The sequence below is a fragment of the Streptomyces sp. ISL-96 genome (genome assembly GCF_018614035.1).
GTDB lineage: Bacteria > Actinomycetota > Actinomycetes > Streptomycetales > Streptomycetaceae > Streptomyces.
In genome coordinates this window covers 281,575-303,034 of the sequence record NZ_JAGGPA010000020.1, presented here as the reverse complement: position 1 = coordinate 303,034, position 21,460 = coordinate 281,575, and the positions used below count along the sequence as shown (strand labels likewise).

The following is a 21,460-nucleotide window of genomic DNA, read 5'->3' as shown; positions in this document are numbered from 1 at the left end:
CGATGGTTCAGGTGCCCGGTGGCGCCGTCGACCTTCGGGACGACCGGCGCGGCACCAGCTGGCGGGCTGAGATCGCTCCTTTCCTGCTCGGCCGGTATCCCGTCACGGCGAACCTCCACCGTGCCGTCTCAGGAGCGGATCCCGTTCCTGCCACGAGCGGCTCCTCGCCCGTGACGAACGTCAGCTGGCTCGACGCGATCGACGTATGCAACCGGATCTCGGACCGGTCCGGCCTCGACCGGGCGTACTCCCGCGACGCACAGAGCGGGGAGGTGACCTGCGACTGGTCGTCCAACGGCTATCGCCTGCCGACCGAGGCGGAGTGGCAGTACGCCTGCAAGGCGGGCACCAGCGGCTACCGGTACGGGGAGATAGACGACATCGCCTGGTACGCGGACAACTCCGGAGGCCGGGTCCACGACGTCGGCGGCAAGGCCCCCAACTCGTGGGGGCTGCACGACATGCTGGGCAACGTCTGGGAGTGGTGCTGGGATCTCTACGACGAGGAGATCTACGGCTCGTACCGCATTTTCCGCGGTGGCGGCTGGGCCGAGTCGACGCGGGGCTGCGGTGCGTCTGTGCGTCGCCGCAGTCACCCCTCGTTCAGGATCGACGACCTCGGCTTCCGGCTCGCTCGGACGGCGTCATGAGGCGCGGACAGCCGGCGGTCGGCGGCGGGCCGCCCGTAGTCGCGGATCCATGCCCCTTGTGTTCGTCCCCCTCCGGGGCAACGTCCGGCCGTCGGGCAGCGTCCTTCTGGGCGTGATCGAACTTATTGACCCCTTCAGCCCCGACGACCACGAACAGACCGTGCGGCCCGGCCCGTGGTGGCGTCATGCCTTGTGGGTGGCGGGCATCACCGTCCTCGGGGTGGGGGTGGGCTGGGCGAGCGCCTTCTTCCGTGTCGGCCCCGAGGAGTACGGGCTGCCGTCCGCGGCTCCGGGGGAAGTCTGGCCGTATCTGCTCACCTGGACTGCGACCGGCCTGGCGGCGGCGGCCGTGCTGCGGGCCGCTGCCGCCAGGGTTCCGGTCTACGCCGTGGGGCGGATCGCGGCCGTGCTCACCGCCCTGGGAACCCGGGTCTCGCTGGGCTGGCGGCCGGAAGCGCCGGTGCTGGCTGCGATGGCCGCGGCCGCACTGACGGCGGCGGGCATCTGGTGCGCCCTCGCGCTGCGCTCGGCGTCCCGTGGCAACCGCGAAGGGCTGGTTACGTCGGACGGGTGAGGGCAGGCCGGATCAGAAGCTCGCTCACGTCTGGGCCATGAGCCGCAACATCGCCGTGTCGTACCGTGCTCGCAGGCTCACATCCGCCGGCCGCGCAGAATCTCGGAGTCCGCACCGGCGAGCAAGGGCTGTCAATTGGTTCACCGGAACAGTGGTGCGACTCCTCCTGGTGGAAAGAGCCGGATTACCGGAGGGTGCGCGGCGTACGTGCGGCTCCTGTGCGCGGTGTTGACGTGTCCGTGCCAGCGTCCTACCTTCTCGATCGAGATGTCAGACGAGGTTCGATATACCGAACGAATGAGGAGTTCATGGCGCCTCCCCTTGACAGACGAAACTTCCTCCGTGGCGCGACGCTCGTCGCGACGGCACCCCTGGTGACGTCCCTGCCCGCAGGTCAGGCGACCGGGGCGCCTCGGATGCCCGGTGCCGGTGCCGGTGCCGCGGGCGTTGCGCTGCGGGTTCCGTCCGCCTGGAAGGTCCAGCCCTTCCCGCTCAAGGACGTGACCCTCGGTGGCAACGGCATCTTCGCCGCCAAGCGCCAACTGATGCTCGACCACGGCCGTGGCTACGACGTCGACCGGCTGTTGCAGGTCTTCCGTGCCAACGCCGGGCTCTCCACCCTCGGCGCGGTCGCCCCCGGCGGCTGGGAGGGTCTTGACGGCGAGGCGAACGGCAACCTCCGTGGCCACTACACGGGCCACTTCCTCACCATGCTCTCCCAGGCGTACGGGAGCACCGGGCAGGCGGTCTACGCCGACAAGATCCGTCACATGATCGGTGCCCTGACCGGGGTCCGCGAGGCGCTGCGCCGCGACCCGGCTGTGCTCAGCGTTCCCGGAAGGTTCGGTACGGCCGCCGAGAACGTGCGCGGCTCCCACAGGTACGTCGATCTGCCCGCCGGCGTCCTCGGCGACTCCTCCGCCGTCACCCTCTCCGCCTGGGTGAAGCCCACTCACGACGCCGACTGGACACGCGTCTTCGACTTCGGCAACGACACCACCCGCTATCTCTACCTGGCCGCCCGCAACGCCAACGGCCATCCCCGTTTCGCCCTCACCACCAACGGCCCCGGCGGCGAGCAAGGCATCAACGGCAGCGCCCCACTTCCACTGAACCGGTGGAGCCACCTCGCGGTGACCCTCTCCGGCACCACCGCGACGCTCTACGTCAACGGCACCGTCGTCGGCCGGAACACCGCCATGACCCTCAACCCGCGGGCGCTCGGAACCCTTGCCAACAACTGGCTCGGCCGGTCGAACTACCCCGCCGACCCCGTCTTCGCCGGCGCCTTCGACCAGGTCGACATCTGGTCACGGGCGCTGACCCCCACCGAGATCGCCGCACTCCAGGACACGCCGGCCGCCGAGTCCTCCGCGGGCGCCGGCGACCTCGCCTCGTACACCTTCGACGAGACGAACGGCGCCACCTTCGCCGACGCCTCCGGCCGCGGCCGCCCCGCGACGCTTCGCCGTACCTGGGGCGCACCGAGCCACCCCGGTTTCCTGGCGGCGTACCCGGAGACGCAGTTCATCACCCTGGAGTCGATGACCACCGGCAACTACACCGTGGTGTGGGCGCCGTACTACACCGCCCACAAGATCCTGCGAGGACTCCTCGACGCGTACCTCAACACCGGCGACGACCGGGCGCTCGATCTCGCCGCCGGTATGTGCGACTGGATGTACTCCCGGCTGTCCAGACTGCCCGCCGCCACCCGGCAGCGCATGTGGGGGATCTTCTCCAGCGGCGAGTTCGGCGGCATCGTCGAGGCGATCTGCGATCTGTACGCGATCACCGGCAAGCCCGAACACCTGGTACTGGCCCGGCTCTTCGACCTCGACCGGCTCATCGACGCCTGCGTCGCCGGCACGGACATCCTGAACGGCATGCACGCCAACCAGCACATCCCCATCGGCATCACCGCCCTGGCCACCGGGGCCGCACTGGTCACCGTCCCGCAGCAGGACGCACAGGCCCGGAGCGCGGCAGCGGTCTCTTCCGTGACCGTCCGGCCCGATCCCTCGTACGCGCACGAGAGCTTCCAGGGCTGGGGCACCAGCCTGGTCTGGTTCGCCAACGCCACCGGCGACTACCCCGAGGAGATACGCCAGAAGCTGGCCGGCCTCCTCTTCGGCGACGACGGCCTCGCCCTGAACATCGCCCGCTACAACATCGGCGGCGGCAACGCCCCCGACGTGAAGGACTACCTCCGTGCCGGGGGAGCGGTCGAAGGCTGGTGGAAGGCCCCGGCGGGCACCACCCGCGAAGACACCGACTGGTGGAGCGCCAAGGACCCGGCCGACTGGAATCCGCAGGCCGACGCCACTCAGCGCTGGTGGATCGACCGGATCAAGAACGACATCGACCACTGGGAGACGTTCAGCAACTCACCGCCGTGGTTCATGACCAACAGCGGCTACGTCTCCGGCGGCTTCAACTCCTCCACCGACCAGCTCAAGACGGAGTCCGTCGACGACTTCGCCGCCTACCTCGCGGGCGCGACCGAGCGGCTGGAGAAGGCACACGGCATCAAGGTCGACACCCTCGACCCGTTCAACGAACCCAACACCGACTACTGGGGCACCCGCCTGGGAGCCGACGGCCAACCGGTCGGCGGCCGCCAGGAAGGGGCCCACATCGGCCCCGGACTCCAGCAGAAGGTGCTCCGCGCCCTGGCCCCGGCGCTGGAGAAGTCCCGTACCGACGCGAAGATCTCAGCGATGGACGAGACCAACCCCAGCATCTTCGCGCAGAACTGGAACAGCTATCCCCGGGAAGTGCGCGACCTCGTCGACCAGATGAACGTCCACACCTATGGCACCGCCGGCCGCACCTCCGTGCGTGACCTGGCCAAGGCGGACGGCAAGCCGCTGTGGATGAGCGAGGTCGAGGGCGACTGGGGCGACGGGCAGAGCTTCACGGACATGCGGCCGGGCCTCGGGCTGGCCCAGCGCATGGTCGACGACCTGCGTGAACTTGAGCCCGAGGCCTGGGTGTTCTGGCAGCCCGTCGAGGACTACGACAACATGAAGCCCGGCGGGGAGTCGGCCAGGGGCGGCAACTGGGGGAGCATCCAGCTCCCGTTCAGCTGCACCGCGAAGGACACCCTGGCGACCTGTCCCATTCGTACGAACACCAAATTCGACACGGCGCGCAACTTCACCCACTACATCAAGCCCGGTGACCGGCTGATCAACGTCGACGACACGTCCAGTGCCGCCGCGGTCTCCAAGAAGGGCGACGCGGCGACGGTTGTCCACGTCAACAGCACCACTGACGCCCGTACGGTCACGGTCGATCTGTCGAAGTTCGGCCACATCACCCGCAACGCCACCGTCACCCCCGTCGTGACCAGCGCCGAAGGCAAGCTCGAACGGCACGAGGCCGTGGCGGTCAGCGACCGGAAGGCCACCTTCACCGTGCCCGCCCAGTCTGTGACCTCCTTCGTGGTCAAGGGCGTCTCCGGTGTAGCGAAGGACGCGGCCCTGCTGCGGAAGGGCCACACGTACCAACTGACCGGCGTCCAGAGCGGAAAGGCACTCAGCACCGCCGACAACGGCACGAGCCTCGTCATCAGGACTGCGAGCGCGGGAGCGGCCAACACCGGCCAGCAGTGGCAGCTGCGGCAGATCACCGGTGACACCGGCAACCAGAAGCGGTACGTGTTCACCAACCCGGCGGAAGGAAAACGCCTGGCCGTCCGCGACGGAGCCCCGGTGCTGGAGGCCGACAGCGGCAACCGCGACAAGGCCACCCAGTGGATCATGTCGACGACCGGCGACGGCACCTGGACCCTCGTCAACGCCGCCACCGGAAGACTGCTCGAAGTCGGCGGCCAGGCGACGCACGACGGAGCCGCCGTCACACTGTGGACGTCGAACTCCGGCTCCAACCAGCGCTGGAAGGTGTCCGACGTGACGGCCCACACCCTGGGCTGACACACGCCTCTGTCTCCGCCGGCCACGGCGGAGACAGAGGCGGCCCGTGCGGACATTGGTGCGGGTCACCTGGGCCGGGCGTTGTTCTGCGCCCGTTCCCCCATCCGCTCCCAGAACCGCCTCAGCTCGGTGACGTCCGTGCGCCGCTGCCAGCGGGCCTGGCGACGGAAGAGTGACCGCGACAGTTGCGTGGACTGCGCGCGGCAGAAGGCCTCGCTCAGCTCGACCCGGTGGCTGTCCAGGCCCTTGGGCGGGTACGGGCAAAGTTCGAAGGCGCAGTCGTCCCGGCAGTTGGAGCCCGCCTGCGACGCGGCTGTACGTACGACCGTACGACCAGGGTCGAGTGGTCCTCGGTCCCGGGTGAGGCACGGCGGCAGGTCCGGCCGGTTCGTGTGCTGCAGGCGCCGTAGCCGGTCTTTGGGCCAGTCGCCCCGCTCGGCGAGGTTGAGCAGCAGGAGGACATCGGCGAGGAGCTGCTGGGCGCGCGGGTGCAGGGAACTCCAGCCGGTGGAGGGCGGAATCCACAGGTGGTGCTTGCGCGCTTCGCCCTGTGGGGCCGTCTGGGAGCCGACGTGGGCGGCGACACCTGACTCGTCGATCCAGAGGAACCGCTCCGGCTGCCGGGTCTCCATGGCCCATACGCACAGCTCGGCGGCCGCCTCGACGAAGGGGTGCTGCGGCTCGCCGTCCGGGAGAGCGAGCCACTGCCGTACCTGTTCGGCGGGATCCGAGCCGTGTCCGTGCGCGGGCTGTGTCACCGTGACCCCGTCGGGCAGCGCCCAGAGGGTCAGCGCGTGCAGCAGCGTGAGCCGGGTGAACCAGAACCGGGTGCGCTTGAGCATGTCCCAGGCCTGCCCGCTGAGGTACTCGCGGGCCTCGGGCCTGGCATGCGGATGGCGGTGGCGGCGGTTCGCCGCGTACTTGAAACCTTGAGCCAGAGCCACCTCCACGGTGAGGTCGAGGGCGGGCGCGCCGGCCCCGTCCGGAGCGCCGACCCGCCGCACCCAGCCCTCCAGGAACTCGTACGGCGTGTTCTGGTGGCGGTGCGTGGTGACGGATCCCACGAGCAGGGGGACCAGCCACGCGCACATGGTGTCGTCCCGCCATCTCTGCTCCTCGTCCTCGCGCTCCTTCTCCTCCCGCTTGCGCTCCTCCCGCCGTCGCTCCTCCCGCTCCTTCGACTCCCGTTTCGTGCGGGCGATGTCACCTTCGACCCGGCGTTGTCTCCTGTACTCCTCTTCCGCGACGGCCTCCGGTTGCTGGCCCGCCCACAGCTCCTCCATCCAGTCCGGATCGCGTTCCACCCGCTGTTCCCGGACACCCTGCGGCCCGCGCAGCCTGGCCTGGAGCACCGCGAAGGCGCTGTCGCCACCCGCCCCGATCTCCTGCGCGATGGCGACCCGGATGGGGTAGGAGGGCTCCAGGCGCGCGATCTCGAAGAGCACCAGATAGGCGGGTTGCAGCGTGCGCCTGCGGGCGACGCCGCGCATCGCCTCGCCGAAGCGGGACACCACCAGCGCCTTGGCGACGCGCAGGGTGTGCGGATCGCGTGCGCGCAGGTCCGGCCAGGCAGTGGCCAGCCGCATGGCGATCAGGTGCTGCTGCGGTACGGCATCGACGCTGTCGATCTCCAGGGCGGCCGCGTACAGCTCCAGCGCCTTGGCGTGCAGCGTGCGGCCGACGAGCCGCTGGGCGGCGTCCGAGACCCGGCCCTCCGGAGCGTGCAAGCCGGGAGGAATCGCCCGGTGGTCCCGGTCCATCTCTGCCTGGCACGCCGCGTTCAGCAGGAGGTCGCGGGCGGCGGACACCGGGCACCACGGATCCCCGTCGCCGTGCGCCTCCTCGTGGAGGCACGAGCCTTCGGGCGTACGGGAGTAGAGCACCATGGCGATCAGCAGTTCCCGGCCCGGCTTCTGGAGCGCTGCGGGGAACATGGCGACCGCCCGTCGCTTCCTCGGGAAGTCCGGATGAATCACGGCGTTCATGATGCGGGCGCCGAGGTGAGCCTGGATCACGCTGTGCTGGAAGCGGACCCGGTCCCCGCCGAGCTCCAGCAGCCCCATCCGCATCCCCCAGTGTGCGGCGAGGCGAAGGTCCAGCCGACTGCCCTCGACCCTTTTGTCCAACTCCAGCAGGATCTCGGGAAAGCGGGGACGTGACGGATTCTGCTCGTCCATGACATCGCTGAAGCGCACCTCGGAGGAGTCCGTGGCCAGGCCGACGCAGGCGATCGCCGACAGGTAGTGGATGGCCGCCCGCCGCTCCTCCTGATTGAGCGGCAGTTCCGGGCGGAAGCGCCCGCTGATCAGGGCGCTGATCCAGGTGTCGAGCAGATGGAACCGCAGCGCCGCCCGGTCTCCGCCGCGCGTCTCCACGGCCTCCTCCTCGGACTGGCCGGTGAGGGCGCGCTCCAACAGCCCTTCGTCGTGGAGTTCGGCGGCGATCTGCAGATAAGTGGGCGCCTCGGCGATGCCGGCCTTCTCGACGATCCAGTCCAGCCGCTGCCGGTCCTCCCAAGCGCTGCCCGAGGAGATGTACGTGAGGGCGGCCTCCTCGCTCAGCGGTTCCAGGTCGGTGAGGGACGCCTCCATCCCCCTCAGCGAGTCGTGCGGCCGTGAGGTGATGATGAGCGGCAGCCGCTCCTCGTTCGCCCGGCGGATCGCCAGCCGGATGATGGTGTCGCGCTCCTCCGCCAGCTCCGGAGCGGTCAGTGCCTCCTCCAGACCGTCCGCGAGTACGACGATCCGTCCTTGCTGGCACAGCCGACGCCACACCTTCTCCGCCTCGGCGTCGGAACGGATGTGCCCCTGCACCTCACGAGAGAACCGTTCGAACGCCAGCTTCCGGAAGTCGAGATCTCTGTCGGCGCTCCGAAGCCGAAGGGGCACAGCGAGGGCGCTGCGCCGGGCGAGCTCCTGCGTCAGCAGCACGACCAGCGCCGTTTTGCCGGTGCCGACGCCGCCGACCACGACGTGCGCACGGCGGAACCGGCTGTCCCGCTGGTCCTCCATGAGGATTTCGCAGAGCTGGTCACGCCCCACGACCTTGCCGAAGATCCCGCCCGCCGTCTCCACGAGCTCGTGCGGCTTCTCCCTGGCCTTCTTGAGATACACCGTGCGCACACGGGTGAACCGGAAGAAGAGGTACGCGACCGTGGCGAGGGCAACGGTGAGAAAAGGCATGACGACCGTCTGGAGGATGCCACAGGAGAGCGGACTCTTCGCGCAGTGGCGATCAGCCCACCTGATGGGCGTCCAGGACTCCGTGTCCGCCTCCTCCGACAGGGTGACCACGGCCGTCACCGCCAGGAACAGCAGGATCAGCGCGCCCAAGAAGGTCAGTACGAGCAACGGGACGTACGAGCCACGCTTGGGGACCCGCCACTTCCGGGCATGGTTGTAACCCTGCTGCATCAACCGACGCGAAGCACCCCTGTCAACGTTCACCCCGTCACTGATTCCGTGTCAGCGCGGAGCCCCACCGACATTCACCCACGCGGCGCATTACCCGAGTGCCGTCCTCCGCCTGAACCTCAGCTCCCCCCCATAAGTTTCCCGGCATCCGGAAAAGACCCTGGTGACCCGGTCCGGCCCGCCGCACGATGGTGCCCGACGATCACCACGCAGTCGACAACGGAGTGCTGCCATGGTCCTGCCATCCCCTTCCTCCGCACCCGGACAGACCGGCTCTTTGCGCGCCGCCCTCGACGAGGGGCCGATGAGCCGCTTCCAGTGGGGCGCGATCGCGGTGTGCGTACTGCTCAACATGCTTGACGGCTTCGACGTACTCGTCATGGCCTTCACCGGCAAAGCCGTGTCGGCGGAGTGGGCGCTCAGCCCCTCCCAACTGGGACTGCTGCTCAGCGCCGGCCTCGTCGGCATGGCGCTGGGCGCGATGTTCGTCGCCCCGTGGGCCGACCGGATCGGCCGCCGCCCGGTCATCCTCGGCTGCCTGGCGGTGGCCGCCGCCGGGATGCTGCTCTCCTCGGTCAGCCAGTCGGCCGTCCAGCTCGGAGTGCTCCGCGTGCTCACCGGAGTCGGCATCGGCGGCGTGCTGGCCGGCAGCAACGTCATCGCCGGCGAGTACGCCTCCCGCCGCTGGCGCGGTCTCGCCGTCAGCCTCAACTCCACCGGTTACGCGATCGGCGCCACCGTCGGCGGACTGCTCTCGGTCGGCATGATCGGGGAATTCGGCTGGCGCTCGGTCTTCCTGACCGGTGGTCTGGCCACGGCCGTCGCCGTCCCGCTGGCCTTCTTCTGGCTGCCGGAGTCAGTGGACTTCCTGGCCTCCCGCAGGCCGAAGCGGGCCCTGGAGAGGATCAACGTACTGGCCCGGCGCATGGGGCAACCGCCGCTGGAGACCCTGCCCCAGCCCACCGCCGTACCGTCTGGAATCGGGGCCGGATTCCGCGAGCTGCTCTCTCCCGCGCTGCGCCGGTCGACGCTGCTGCTGTGGTCGGCGTTCTTCCTGGCCATGGCCGGCTTCTACTTCGTGACGAGCTGGACGCCGACCCTGCTGGTCGAGGCCGGCCTCTCCGGCACGCAGGGCCTCACCGGCGGGACGCTGCTCAACCTCGGCGGCATCTTCGGCGCCGCCGCGCTGGGCGCCCTCGCCGCCCGCTTCGCGCTCCGTTCCGTACTCATGGCGTACCTGATCACCACGGCCGTGATGCTGGCGGCCTTCATCGCCTCCACCTCCTCGCTCGGGGCGGCCTTCACCCTCGGCGCCGTGATCGGCCTGTTCGCCAACGGCTCCGTCGCCGGGCTGTACGCCCTCACCCCGGCGACGTACGGCACAGGGATCCGGGCCACCGGACTCGGCAGCGCCCTCGCGATCGGCCGCATCGGCGCGATCCTCGCCCCGACCGTCGCGGGCGGCCTCCTCGACAGCGGCTGGACCCCGCAGAACCTCTACCTGGCCGTGAGCGTGCTCTACGTCGCCACCGCGGCCCTCCTCCTGCTGCTGCGCCCCGCCACGGAACCGGACACGGGGCCGGCCATCGCGGCCCCGGCGGCAGGCACCGCGCACTGAACCCACACCCACAAACCCACCAAGGATGATCATGACTGCTTTCGTACGCGATCAGTGGTACGTCGCCGCCTACGGCCGCGAGGTCGGGCGCGAACTGCTCGGACGCACCGTGCTGGGTGAGCCGATCCTCCTGTACCGCACGGAGGACGGCCGGGCGGTGGCGATGGCGGAGCGCTGTGTGCACCGGCGCTTCCCGCTGTCGCAGGCACCGAGCCGGCTGGACGGTGACCGGGTGGTGTGCGGCTACCACGGTTTCACCTACGGCCCCGACGGTGGCTGCGTCTTCGTGCCCGGCCAGCAGCGCATCCCGCGCACCGCCCGCCTGAAGACCTACCCCGTCATCGAGCAGGACTCCTTCGTGTGGGTGTGGATCGGCGACCGCGAGCCCGGGGACACCGTGTCGCCCCGCGCGCCGTGGATGGACTCGCCCGCGTACACCGTCGTGTCGGGCATGGAGCCGATCGACGGCGACTACGGGCTGCTCGTCGACAACCTCATGGACCTGTCCCACGAGACGTACCTGCACGGCGGTTACATCGGCACACCGGAGGTCGCCGAGACCCCGATCACCACGGAGGCCGACGACAAGGCCGGCATCGTCTACGTCAGCCGCCACATGGACGACGCGGAGTGCCCGCCGTTCTACGCGAAGTCCACGGGCATCGAGGGCCGCATCACCCGCTGGCAGGACATCGAGTACCACGCGCCCTGTCTCTACCTGCTCCACTCGCGCATCGCCCCCGTAGGCGCTCCCGGTCCGAATCCGGACGGCAGCGACCCGCACGCGTTCCACGTGGAGGTCGTCTACGGCATCACCCCGTCGACGGAGAAGTCGACGTACGACTTCTGGGCCGTGGCGCGCGACTTCGCCCTCGACGACCAGAACGTCACCGAATTCCTGCGCAGCAACAACCACACGGTGGTGATGCAGGACGTCGTGGCCCTCAACCTGCTGCAGAAATCCCTGGACACCGAGAAGGCCGGCTACCAGGAGCTGAGCATCAACATCGACACCGGCGGCCTGGCCGCCCGTCGCATTCTCGCCCGTCTGGCATCGCAGGCGGACGCGGGGCAGCCGGCGGCGACGGCCCCGTGAACGCGTCCCACCCCGCCGCCCTGACGGGGGAAAGCGTCTTCCGCATCCACTGGGTGCTGGGCACCGACCAGCTGCTGGCTGTCTGCCACTGCGGCGCGGAGCGGGAGTTCGAGGACCCGGTGGAGCTGTGGGACTGGCTGCTGGGCCACCCCGAGGGCCACAGAACTGTGAGGGAAGAACTGTGACCGCCGTGATCCCCCCGCGCATTGCCGCCGAGCCGGAACGCGAACTCGAACTCGAACTGACCCTGGCGCGGAAGGAGTTCCTCGCCGAGCGCGTCGCGCTGCTGACGCTCGCGCACACCGACGGCTCGCCCCTGCCCGAGTGGAGCCCCGGCGCACACATCGACCTGGTGCTCGGACCCGGCCTGGTGCGGCAGTACTCGCTCTGCTCGGACCCGGCCGACCGCTCCCGGTGGCACGTCGCGGTCTTGTACGAACCGGAGAGCCGGGGCGGCTCCAAGTGGGTCCACGAGCGCCTGCGCGAGGGGGCCGAGGTGCGGGTGCGCGGACCGCGCAATCACTTCGCCCTGGAACCGTCCCCGCGTTACCTGTTCATCGCGGGTGGCATCGGCATCACCCCGATCCTGCCCATGGTCGCCGAGGCCCAGCGCCAAGGGGCTGACTGGCAGCTCGTCTACGGTGGCCGCAGCCGCCCGGCCATGGCCTTTCGCGAGCATCTGGAGGCGACGTACGGAGAGTGGGTTTCCGTACGCCCCCAGGAGGAATTCGGCGTACTCGACCTGGACGCGCTGCTGGCCGGCCCGGAGACGGACACGTTGGTCTACTGCTGCGGCCCCGAAGGTCTGCTGAAGGCCGTCGAGCGGCGCTGCCGTGACTGGCCTTCCGGCGTACTGCACATCGAGCGCTTCGCGCCCAAGGACCTCGGCCCGCACGCTCAGGACGAGCCCTTCGAGGTCGAACTGGCCCAGAGCGGCATCACGGTGAGCGTCCCACCGGACAAGTCCGTCCTCCAGGCCGTCGAGGAAGCCGGCGTGCAGGTGCTGTCCTCCTGCCAGGAGGGCACCTGCGGCACCTGCGAGACCGCGGTCCTCGACGGGACCGTCGACCACCGGGACTCCCTGCTCACCCCGGCCGAGCAGGCCGCGCACGACACCATGTTCATCTGCGTCTCACGCGCGGCCTGCCCCCGCCTGGTCCTGGACCTGTGATGGTCTCGCTCACGTGCATCGGGACTATTCAGCCCGGTCGCCGGCACGGCGGTCGGCTGCCCGGCGCGTTGTGCGGGGGACAGCTGCTGGTTTCGGCGATTCTGGTACGACGATGCGGATCACTCTGGTCATCGCGGTGCTCGCTGCCGTACAGGTGTGGGGCAATCGGCTCGGCGCCGACTGGTACGTCCCCCTCTGCGTCGCCACGGCCGCCGTTCTCCTGCTGATCGCCCGGTGGGACGGCCTCAGCTGGGCGGACCTCGGCCTCGGGGCAGGCTCTGCCCGGCGGGGACTGCGCTGGGGACTGGTCCTGGTCGGTGCCGTCATGGTGGTCTATCTGCTGGGTCTGGCCGTGCCGTTCACGCGGGAGGCCTTCCTGGACGAACGCGCTGCGGGACTCACCCTGCAGCAGTTGGTGTTCCGTGTGTTCGTCCGTGTACCGCTCGGCACCGTGCTCCTCGAGGAGATCGCGTTCCGGGGAGTGCTGTGGGCCATGGTCGAACGGCGACGGGATCACGGGGGCCACCTGCCTGTACGCCATCTACGACCCGGTCACCGGGGCTTGCGGCGTGGCCCGCGCCGGGCACCCCGGCCCTGTGCTGGTGCATCCCGACGGGAGCGTGGGCTTCCCCCACGTACCCGTCGCCCCGCCGCTGGGAGTGGGCGGGACCATGCCGTTCGAGACCACCGACCTGCGTCTGCCCGAGGGCTCCCGCCTTGTCCTCTATACCGACGGCCTGCTCAAGGACCGCGACCGTGACGTAGACACCGGACTGGAACTGCTCCGTACTTCACTGGCCGCCGCCGGGGACCGCGACGCGGAGGCCACTTGCGAGACCGTGATCGACACCATGCTCCCGGAACGCGCCAGTGACGACATCGCCCTGCTGGTCGCCCGTACCCGCCTGCTGGATCCCGGGCAGATCGCCGTGTGGGACGTGCCCGCCGACCCGGCCGCCGTCGCCCCGGTGCGCGCCGAGTGCGGTGCGCGGCTGCGGGAGTGGGGCCTGGAAGAGATCGGCTACACCACCGAACTGATCCTCAGTGAGCTCATCACCAATGCCGTCCGCTACGGCTCGCCGCCCATCCGCGTACGGCTGTTGCGCGACCGCAGCTTGATCTGCGAGGTCTCCGACGGCAGCAGCACCTCACCGCATCTGCGCCGGGCGGCGACCACCGACGAGGGCGGGCGCGGGCTGTTCCTGGTCGCCCACCTCGCCCACCGCTGGGGCACCCGCTACACCCCGGAGGGCAAGGTCATCTGGACCGAACAACCCCTTCACGACGGTACGGCCGCCACCACTGGAGAATCCCTCGCCGACCTCTTCCTCGGAGCGTGGGACGAAACCGCTCTCTAACCGTGGCGCCGAAGGACCGGCACATCCAGCTCGACGTGCCGCGCCGCAGCAGTGCGAGTGCGTCGCCGAGGCTAGCGTGAGGAGCGGATGTCCGTGCGGGCAGTGTGACCTGCGGCAGGAGGAGGCGTCGATGAAGGCTGCGGTGCGCAAGTGGGAGGCGGTGCGGGAGTTCGCTCTCGGGCTGCCGGGAGCCGTGGAAGAGTTTCCCTGGGGCCCCGAGGAGTGCGTAGTGAAGGTCAACAAAAAGATCTTCGTCTTTCTCGGCAACGCGGACGGGCCCGAGCCCCCGGGCCTCTCCGTCAAACTGAAGGACCCGGCGGTGCACGAGCACGCGATGACCGCGCCGGGGGCCGAGCCCACCGGGTACGCACTCGGCAGGGCGGGCTGGGTCTCCGTACCACTGGGGGAGAAGGGGGCGCCAACGGCCGAGGTGCTGTGCGAGTGGGTGGAGGAGAGCTACCGGACCGTCGCCCTCAAGCGACAGGTCAGGGAACTCGACGCACGGATCGAGGCTGAGTAACTCGTGTACCCCACTTTCCTTTCACGAATGGGAAGTTACTCTGGCGCCTTGTTCCTCATGAGTCACTTGTGCAAGGGTGAACTACCTCACGTGTAGTCAATTGTGGGCGCTTTTCTCCCCGTTAAGCGAACTTGGTATGCACCAATCAGGGGCCGATTTCCGGCGCCCAGAACTTCTCTGTGCCATTTTGCGCCTTGGAAGGAAAACAGTTCTGTGCACACCCCCCACCCCCCACGCCCGCCCTATCCTCCTGGTTCCGGCGCCGCTGCGGGTGAATCCGACGAGAGCCTCGCCGCGCGGTTGCGAGCGCGGCCGGAGAGCGAGACGGCACACGCCGTTGCGATGCTCCTCGCCCGGCACTGGAAGCCGGCTCGCGACTATGCGGCCATCTGCCTCGCTTCCTCGGCTGACATCGCATCACAGGTCACGACGGCGGCCTGCCATCAGATGCTGGAGAGCCTTGTACGGGGTGAGTCGGCAGCGGCGCTGCGTCCCCGACTCCTGGTGGCCGTAGGCGACACCGTCAAGAGGTGGGCCGCAGACCAGCGCATATCCACTTCCCTGCCGGAACTGCGGAAACCGACAGGGGGTCGCGGCATGCGCGCGGTGAAGCCGAAGGCAGCTGAAAGCCGCAAGGTCGCCGATCACTCGTTCCGGGCATTGCCAGGAGCCGCGCAGTGTGTGCTGTGGCACGTCGAGGTCGAGGCCGAGCCCATAACCGTACCGGCTGGTCTGCTGGGCGTGGACACCGACACCGCGTCGGCCCTGCTGGAACAGGCCCGCAACCAATTCCGTGCGGGTTGCGTGCGCGCCCATAGGGAACTCGCACCGAGCCAGGAATGCCGCTACTACACCCGTCTGATAGATGCACCGATTCGCCGCGGCGGCGCCCTGCTCCCGGATGTCCAAACGCATCTGGCGAAGTGCCGTCACTGCCGCTACGCCGCTGAGCAACTCGGCTATTTCGAAGACCGCCTGGGTCTCCTGCTGGCCGAAACGGTGCTCGGCTGGGGCGCCCGGCGCTATCTCGACTCGCGGCCGGGCCGCGGCGCCCAAGGGGTTGGGGTGCACGCCGGCGGCCGCGTTCGCCACGGTGCCGGGCGCCCAGGAGCCGGACGCCACCGTCTGCTGCCCCACATCACCGCGGCAGGCGCTCACTTCACACCGCCACCGACGCGGCATGCGAAGGTCTTGCTCACCGGCCTTGGCCTCGTCTCGGCCGTACTCCTCACGGCCGTGCTGGCCACCAGCCTCTCGCCGGACCACGGAAACGGCGATCACGCCGGGCCCGCGGCCTCCACGGCTTCGAGCGACAGCCACGCCACCGCTCCGCAACCCACGTCCGAGGCTCCGCCCGCCGAGTCGACCGCGACCGCCTCCACCGTCCCCACTACCCCCGCCGGATTCCCCGCGGCTCCTCTGCGGACCAGGCTGCGCAATGCCGCTGCGGACCTGTGCCTCGACATCCGCGGCGGAAAGCCGAAGTCCGGTGCCCTGACGAAGCTGGCGGTGTGCTCGTCGGCCAGGAACCAGCAGTGGTCGTACGAGGACGACGGCCTGCTGCGCAGTGTCGCGGACCCGGAACTCTGCCTCGATTCCCATGCGGACGAGGGCCTGATCGCACTCGCCGAATGTGCCGGCCCCTCTGCGGCACGCGCCGATGACGTGCGCTACGACCTGACCGTACGAGGGGAACTGCTGCCTCGGTGGGACGAGCGACTGGTGCTCACGCCTGTGTCTCTGGACAGGGACGCGGACGTGGTGGTCAAGATCCGCAACGGGTCCGCGGAACAGCGGTGGCTGCTCGACTCCCCGACAGTGACCCCCGGATCCCGGTCGATCTCCGGAACACCCCCGTCCTCGGAGAGCGTCGCCGCCGACGTACCGCCTGCCGAAGAGGACTGCACCGCGCCGAAGTGCTCGTCTTCCTCACCGGGCGGGAAAAGGGACAAGCCGGAGGAGCCGGAGGCTTCGAGCGAGGAGGTCCCGCCGGGGCACTACGACAAACGGCGTGCGGAGGCCGGCGGCTGCGGAGGGCCGGAGCCCGTTGTGCCGCGCCACGGCGGCGGCAACACCTGCCCTGTCGTAAAGCGGGTCAACGAGGAGGAGGCGCACCTTCCGCGTCACGCCGTCGATGTGAGAGACCTGCCGACTCTGTCCGGCCGGGACGCCGGTGTCACGGGCCTCTCCGAGGGCGCCGAAAGGTGAACCGGGGACGGCCGTAGGCAAGTTCACGCGTCACGGGGCCAGCGACCGCCAGATCCGGTCCGGCAGGATCCGGGCCGCCTCGTCGAGGTCGACGTCGTCGATGCCCGACAGCCAGCGGCGGGCGACGGCGACGACCGGGCCCAGGGCCAGGGACTCGATCAACGGCAGGGGGAGCGGGGCGAGTTCGCCGGACTCGACGTGGGGCTGGATCCACTGGGCGAAGGCCGAGAGCCGGGCCTCCTGGGCGTCGCGGAGTTCCTTGCCCCGGCCCATGTGGTGACGGTCGGCCGTGGAGGAGTGCAGGAGCAGGGCGGCTTCCCTGTGCTCCTGGATGAACGCCAGGTAGGTGCGGACGAGGGCGCGGATGCCCGTACGGGCGGTGCGGGCGCCTTGCAGAGCCCCGGCCAGTTCGCCCAGCAGCCGGCTCAGCCAGCGGTGCGTCAGCGCGGCGACGAGGCCGTCGACGCTGCCGAAGTGGTGGTAGAGGCTGCCCAGACTGACGCCGCTGGCCCGGGTGACCGCGCCGACCGTGACGCCCCGCTCGCCCTCGGCCGCGTAGACGCGCAGCGCGGCGTCGAGGAGCAAGTCGACGGTGACTTCGCCGCGTTGCTGTTTCGGGCTCATCGGATTCCTTCTCCGGTTCTAGAGTATCTTTCTAGAAACTGATTCCAATTCTAGCGGGGCTGACGTGTTGGAGCTGAGGGGGAGCGGGGCCGAGCCGCTGGAGGCGGGGGATCCGCTCCGGATCGGGTCGATTCCGCTGGCGGGCCGGCTCGGGGCCGGCGGTATGGGGCGGGTGTACCTCGGGGTCCACGAGGGGCGGTACGTCGCCGTCAAGCAACTGCTGTCCTCCGTCGTCGGTGAGGACGAGGACTTCCTGCGCCGCTTCGGGCACGAGCTGGACAACCTGTCCCGACTGCCGGCCGAGGCCACCGCACCGCTGCTCGCCAGCGACCGCACCGCACGGCCCCCGTGGTTCGCGACGGAGTACGTCCCCGGGCTCACCCTGAGGCAAGCCGTCGAGCTGAACGGCGGCCCCCTCACCGCGCCCGCGCTGTGGCTGCTGCTGCGGGAGGCGGCAGCGGGTCTGGCGTCGGTCCACACGCTGGACATGGTGCACCGGGACATCAAGCCGTCCAACGTCATGCTGACCCTCGACGGGCTCACCCTCATCGACTTCGGAGTCGCCCGGGCCGCCGAACAGAGCCAGCTGACCAGGACCGGCATGGTCGTGGGCACGCCCGCCTACATGGCGCCCGAACAGGCCTCGGCCTCACGGGGGTTGAGCGGCGCCACCGACGTGTTCGCGCTGGGCTCGGTACTCGCGTACGCGGCGTGTGGCCGGCCGCCCTTCGGGGACGAGTCGGGGCACGGCGTGCTGTACCGCATCGTGCACGAAGAGCCCGACCTGGAGCCGTTGCGGGAGCTGGAGCCGGACCTCGCCGAGGTCGTCGCGGCCTGCCTCGACAAGGCCCCCGAGGGCCGCCCCACCGCCGCCGAACTCCTCGAACGCGCCTCACAGCACGGTCCGTTCGCCGCCCCGCTGTGGCCTGCGGCCATCACCGAGCGCCTGTCCGAGCGGGCCGCCTTCGCCGCCAATGTGCAGGAGATCGACGTACCGACGATCCCGCTCACCGGCGGAACGCCGGAACCGGAGAAGGTACGGGAGAAGGACACCGAGCCGGAGCTGAAGCCGAAGCCGAAGCCGAAGCCCGAGGCCGATTCCCGTCCTGAACGCCGCCGCCGTACCCGCGTCCTCCTCGCCGTCGTCCCCGTTGTCGCGGTCGTGGGCGGTACGACCCTCGCCATCCAGCTCCTGCCGTACGTGTCCTTGCCGCAGGCCGGGGCGCAGGCCACCCCGTCCGCCTCGGTTTCGGCACCGGCCGACCCGACGTCGCCGACGGCGGGAGGGAGCCCGTCGGGTACGGCGTCACCGGGGAAGTCACCGGCGAAGTCGCCTGCCAAGAACAAGGGTGAGGAGGACGACGAGGACAAGGGGCAGGGAGGCACGAGCGGGTCCCAGGTCACGGTCACCGGGGGCACCGGGACCGGCGCACAGGACGGCACGGGCGGAAGCGACACCTCCGGCGGCTCGGGCACGTCCGGCGGTTCCGGCAGCTCGGGCACTTCCGGCGGCTCGGGCCTCTCCGGCACCTCCGGCGGCGGGGCGCCCCCAGCCACCACGCCCCCCGCCTCCGGCACCCACCGCTACCGCAACGGCGACAACGGCAGGTGCGTCACCCAGGTCTACGGCGCCTCGGACCATGGGGACTGCTCGGACTCCACCGCCCGGTGGACCGTGCGGAGCGGCTCGGACGGCAGCTTCAAGCTCGTCAACCAGCAGACCGGCCAGTGCCTGTACTCCAACGGGCTCGGCCAGGCCGTCTTCGTGGGCGACTGCGCCCAGGACGCCGGCCGGCTGTGGCGTGCGGGTTCGGGCGGCAGCCTCCGCAGCGACTACGGCGGCGGCTGCCTCGACCTGGGCATGAGCAGCGGCCTGGTGACGAAGACGTGCGCCGGGGAGGCTTCGCAGCGCTGGACGCGACAAGCCTAGGGCATGTGGGTAGGCACTCAACGACCCACCGGATCCATGGAGGATGCGTCGTTGGGGGTGATCAGCGCGAGGTGGCCGCCCTCGTCGAGGGGCGTGGGCACGGTGATGAGCGCCGTCTGCCGGGCCGTGTCGGCGTCGAAGACGTGGACCTCTCCATGCCCCCCGCGGGAGACCGCGACAAGTGAGGCGCCGGGGGAGGCCGCTATGGCGCGGCGCTGCACGCCGTCCCACGGAGTGCCGCCGCGGCGTGGGGCTCCGGCCATCGGCGGCAGCGGCAGGCGTGCCGTCACGCTCGGGGCCGTGTCTGTGGTGGAGACGAGGATCAGTTCGTCGCCGTCGGGGTGTACGCGGGCGAAGGCCACGTGGCCGGCCAGCACCGCCAGCCGGAACACCAGGCCCGGGCCGAGGCCGAGGCGGCCACCGCGGCCCGTATCGAGGTGGTGCCACCAGGCGTCGTTGGTCCAGTCCGGCCACTCTTCGGGGGCGCTCGGGCCGCCCCTTACGCAGGACCACAGGGTTCGGCGCGCGGCGTCGAGCCGCAGGTAGTAGCCGCGGCCCCCGGTACGTCCGCCGGCCTCCCAGGGCAGCGTATCTCCGGCCACGAGCACGCCGCCGTGTTCGCGAGCCCGGTGAACCCCTGAGCCCGCTGCCGCGAACAACCAGCCTGTCAGGGGGTCGTAGGCGTCACCGTGTCCGTCGTGGTCCGGCAGGGGGAGTGTCTGTGCCGGCTCGGCGGGCGGGCATGAGGGGGCGGCCGCCATCAGGTCGGCGTGCCGGTACGCCGTGAGTTCGCCCGGCTCGCGATGGCGCAGCACCACCAACGGGTCGTCGGGTGAGCCGGCGAAGGTGACACCCGGTTCGCCGACCCGGGTACGGACGCGGACCGCGCTGGGGCCTCCTTCGGCCGCCAGGTCGATGGCCGTCAACTGGTCGCTCCACGCAGCCCAGTTGCGGCCCAGGCCGGTGGTGACGGCGATGCGGCGCCCGGAGTGGTCTGCGGCCAGATGCTCGGCGGGGACTGCCACCGGTATGCGGGACTCGACGACCGGACGGCCCGACTCCGGTCCGTACGGATCGAGGATCAGCAACTCGCCCGCGCGGTCGTCGACGAAGGCGGTGAGGTTGCGCGGAAGGGCGAGGAAGCCGGCGTGCTCGGCGAGGTGGCGCCCGTCGAGCTGAGCTGTGGTCCGCCCGTCGCGCCCGCACCGCATGTCCAGAATGCTTATTTTTCCAGCTATTTGGTCGGCGACGATCAGTCGTGGTCCGAGATTCACGGTCGGGGCCTCCGGGGCTGCGATGGCTGGACAAGGGCTCGTTTGGCAATGATTATCATCTCTAAAAGACTGCTGGATATCGAGAAGAACAGAGGGCACGTCATGTCGCGCGCAGTGAGAAGGGTCCGCCGTTGGGCGGCGGCCGTCGTCATGGGAACCGTCCTGGTCGGATGCGGCGGCGCAGAGAAGCCCGCCACCGGGAAGGCCGGGGCGGACGACTCCGGTCCGAAAACCAGCGTGAACGTCCGGCCCATCAAGGCGTCGACCACGATCACCGACGCCCAGGGCGTCACCGTCACGGCCAAGAAGCCGCCCCAGCGCATCGTCTGCCTCGTCGCACTGTGCGACGACATGCTGGCGGAACTCGGCATGACCCCGGCGGCCACCAATTCCACGCTGCTCGCCCACCCGGAGTTCTTCGGCAAGGAGCGGGCGCGGAAGATTCCGGTGGTTCCGGGCGGCTTCCTCAGCCCCGAGGTCGAGGCCGTCCTCTCGCACGAACCGGACCTGGTGATCGGCCTGGAAGACACCCACGGCAAGCTCGCTCCCGCACTGAAGGGAGCCACCACCTTCTGGCCCGTTCAGCCCTCCACCTGGGAGGACAGCGTCGGCTACCTGCGCGACCTGGCAGCACTGACCGGGCGTACGAAGCAGGCCGAAGCGGCGGAGAAGCGCTTCCGTACCAAGCTCGCCCGGGCGGAGAGGGAGAAGAGCGACAAGACGTCTCTGATCATCTTCGGCAGCGACGAGAACTTCGGAGTCGCGACGCCGAAGAACGACGTGGCCGCCGGCCTCTTCCCGAAGATCTCGTCGTATCCCTGGAAGGGACGCGGCGTTGAAGGCAGTTACAGCATCGAGGAAATCCTCACCCGCGACGTCGACGTTCTCTTCGTCGAGACCCTCTCCTTCGGCGCGCCGGACGGAAAGCTTTCCGACAAGCTGGCCAAGAACCCGCTCTGGTCGCGCATCCCGGCCGTACAGAACGACAAGGTGTTCGAGGTGAACTCCGACGTCTGGGCCAAGGGACGTGGAACGCGCTCGCTCGGCCTGGTCCTCGACGAGGCCACGGCCGCACTGCGGTGATAC

General features: G+C 70.0%; 16 protein-coding genes. 12 read left to right on the top strand and 4 right to left on the bottom strand.

Annotated features, from left to right (window positions below; all coding sequences use genetic code 11):
- Window positions 1-2 precede the first annotated feature (2 nt).
- The 3 genes from J7E96_RS14500 (at window position 3) to J7E96_RS14490 (ending at window position 5,162) form a co-directional block, all read left to right on the top strand.
- Window positions 3-650: an SUMF1/EgtB/PvdO family nonheme iron enzyme gene (locus J7E96_RS14500; RefSeq protein WP_215131403.1), complete on the top strand. Its 648-nt coding sequence runs from the start codon at window positions 3-5 to the stop codon at window positions 648-650.
- Window positions 651-756: 106 nt separating this feature from the next.
- Window positions 757-1,224: a hypothetical protein gene (locus J7E96_RS14495; protein WP_251069915.1), complete on the top strand. Its 468-nt coding sequence runs from the start codon at window positions 757-759 to the stop codon at window positions 1,222-1,224.
- Between the two features lie 308 nt (window positions 1,225-1,532).
- Window positions 1,533-5,162 (top strand): LamG-like jellyroll fold domain-containing protein, encoded by a 3,630-nt coding sequence (locus tag J7E96_RS14490; protein ID WP_215131188.1) that lies wholly within the window; start codon window positions 1,533-1,535, stop codon window positions 5,160-5,162.
- Window positions 5,163-5,227: 65 nt separating this feature from the next.
- On the opposite strand, the gene J7E96_RS14485 is transcribed toward J7E96_RS14490, so the two are convergent.
- A complete protein-coding gene (locus tag J7E96_RS14485) occupies window positions 5,228-8,575 on the bottom strand; it encodes an NACHT domain-containing protein (protein ID WP_215131186.1) in 3,348 nt (1,115 codons plus the stop codon).
- A gap of 232 nt (window positions 8,576-8,807) precedes the next feature.
- On the opposite strand from J7E96_RS14485, the gene J7E96_RS14480 reads away from it, so the two are divergent.
- Genes J7E96_RS14480 through J7E96_RS14465 form a run of 4 tightly spaced genes read left to right on the top strand, consistent with a single transcriptional unit; the run spans window position 8,808 to window position 12,460 of the window.
- The gene (locus J7E96_RS14480) at window positions 8,808-10,193 is read left to right on the top strand and encodes an MFS transporter (protein WP_215131184.1); all 1,386 of its coding nucleotides are present in this window, start codon (window positions 8,808-8,810) and stop codon (window positions 10,191-10,193) included.
- Between the two features lie 31 nt (window positions 10,194-10,224).
- Window positions 10,225-11,289: an aromatic ring-hydroxylating dioxygenase subunit alpha gene (locus tag J7E96_RS14475; RefSeq protein WP_215131182.1), complete on the top strand. Its 1,065-nt coding sequence runs from the start codon at window positions 10,225-10,227 to the stop codon at window positions 11,287-11,289.
- On the top strand, window positions 11,286-11,474 hold the full coding sequence (locus J7E96_RS14470) for a hypothetical protein (protein ID WP_215131419.1): 189 nt from the start codon (window positions 11,286-11,288) through the stop codon (window positions 11,472-11,474). The genes J7E96_RS14475 and J7E96_RS14470 overlap by 4 nt, the downstream gene beginning before the upstream one ends.
- Complete coding sequence (locus tag J7E96_RS14465; protein ID WP_308295955.1) at window positions 11,471-12,460, top strand: PDR/VanB family oxidoreductase; 990 nt, start codon at window positions 11,471-11,473, stop codon at window positions 12,458-12,460. Before J7E96_RS14470 ends, J7E96_RS14465 begins: the two co-directional genes overlap by 4 nt.
- 28 nt (window positions 12,461-12,488) lie before the next feature.
- Here J7E96_RS14465 and J7E96_RS37365 read toward each other — a convergent pair whose 3' ends face one another.
- Entirely contained in the window at window positions 12,489-12,977 is a 489-nt protein-coding gene (locus J7E96_RS37365) for a hypothetical protein (RefSeq protein WP_251069926.1), read from the bottom strand.
- On the opposite strand from J7E96_RS37365, the gene J7E96_RS14460 reads away from it, so the two are divergent.
- The 3 genes from J7E96_RS14460 to J7E96_RS14450 all read left to right on the top strand — a co-directional run bounded on the left by J7E96_RS14460 (window position 12,883) and on the right by J7E96_RS14450 (window position 16,546).
- Entirely contained in the window at window positions 12,883-13,818 is a 936-nt protein-coding gene (locus J7E96_RS14460; RefSeq protein ID WP_374196669.1) for a SpoIIE family protein phosphatase, read from the top strand. The genes J7E96_RS37365 and J7E96_RS14460 overlap by 95 nt on opposite strands.
- 130 nt (window positions 13,819-13,948) lie before the next feature.
- Entirely contained in the window at window positions 13,949-14,338 is a 390-nt protein-coding gene (locus tag J7E96_RS14455) for an MmcQ/YjbR family DNA-binding protein (protein WP_215131180.1), read from the top strand.
- Window positions 14,339-14,935: 597 nt separating this feature from the next.
- Complete coding sequence (locus tag J7E96_RS14450) at window positions 14,936-16,546, top strand: RICIN domain-containing protein (RefSeq protein ID WP_251069864.1); 1,611 nt, start codon at window positions 14,936-14,938, stop codon at window positions 16,544-16,546.
- 30 nt (window positions 16,547-16,576) lie between these two features.
- Here J7E96_RS14450 and J7E96_RS14445 read toward each other — a convergent pair whose 3' ends face one another.
- Complete coding sequence (locus J7E96_RS14445) at window positions 16,577-17,170, bottom strand: TetR/AcrR family transcriptional regulator (protein ID WP_215131176.1); 594 nt, start codon at window positions 17,168-17,170, stop codon at window positions 16,577-16,579.
- Window positions 17,171-17,234: 64 nt separating this feature from the next.
- On the opposite strand from J7E96_RS14445, the gene J7E96_RS14440 reads away from it, so the two are divergent.
- Window positions 17,235-19,100 carry a serine/threonine protein kinase gene (locus J7E96_RS14440; RefSeq protein WP_215131173.1) on the top strand — a complete coding sequence of 622 codons (1,866 nt, stop codon included), beginning with the start codon at window positions 17,235-17,237 and terminating at the stop codon, window positions 19,098-19,100.
- A 17-nt stretch (window positions 19,101-19,117) separates the two neighbouring features.
- On the opposite strand, the gene J7E96_RS14435 is transcribed toward J7E96_RS14440, so the two are convergent.
- On the bottom strand, window positions 19,118-20,311 hold the full coding sequence (locus J7E96_RS14435) for a hypothetical protein (protein ID WP_251069863.1): 1,194 nt from the start codon (window positions 20,309-20,311) through the stop codon (window positions 19,118-19,120).
- A gap of 165 nt (window positions 20,312-20,476) precedes the next feature.
- Here J7E96_RS14435 and J7E96_RS14430 point away from each other — a divergent pair, with 165 nt between their 5' ends.
- Complete coding sequence (locus J7E96_RS14430; RefSeq protein ID WP_215131169.1) at window positions 20,477-21,457, top strand: ABC transporter substrate-binding protein; 981 nt, start codon at window positions 20,477-20,479, stop codon at window positions 21,455-21,457.
- The last annotated feature ends 3 nt before the right edge of the window (window positions 21,458-21,460 follow it).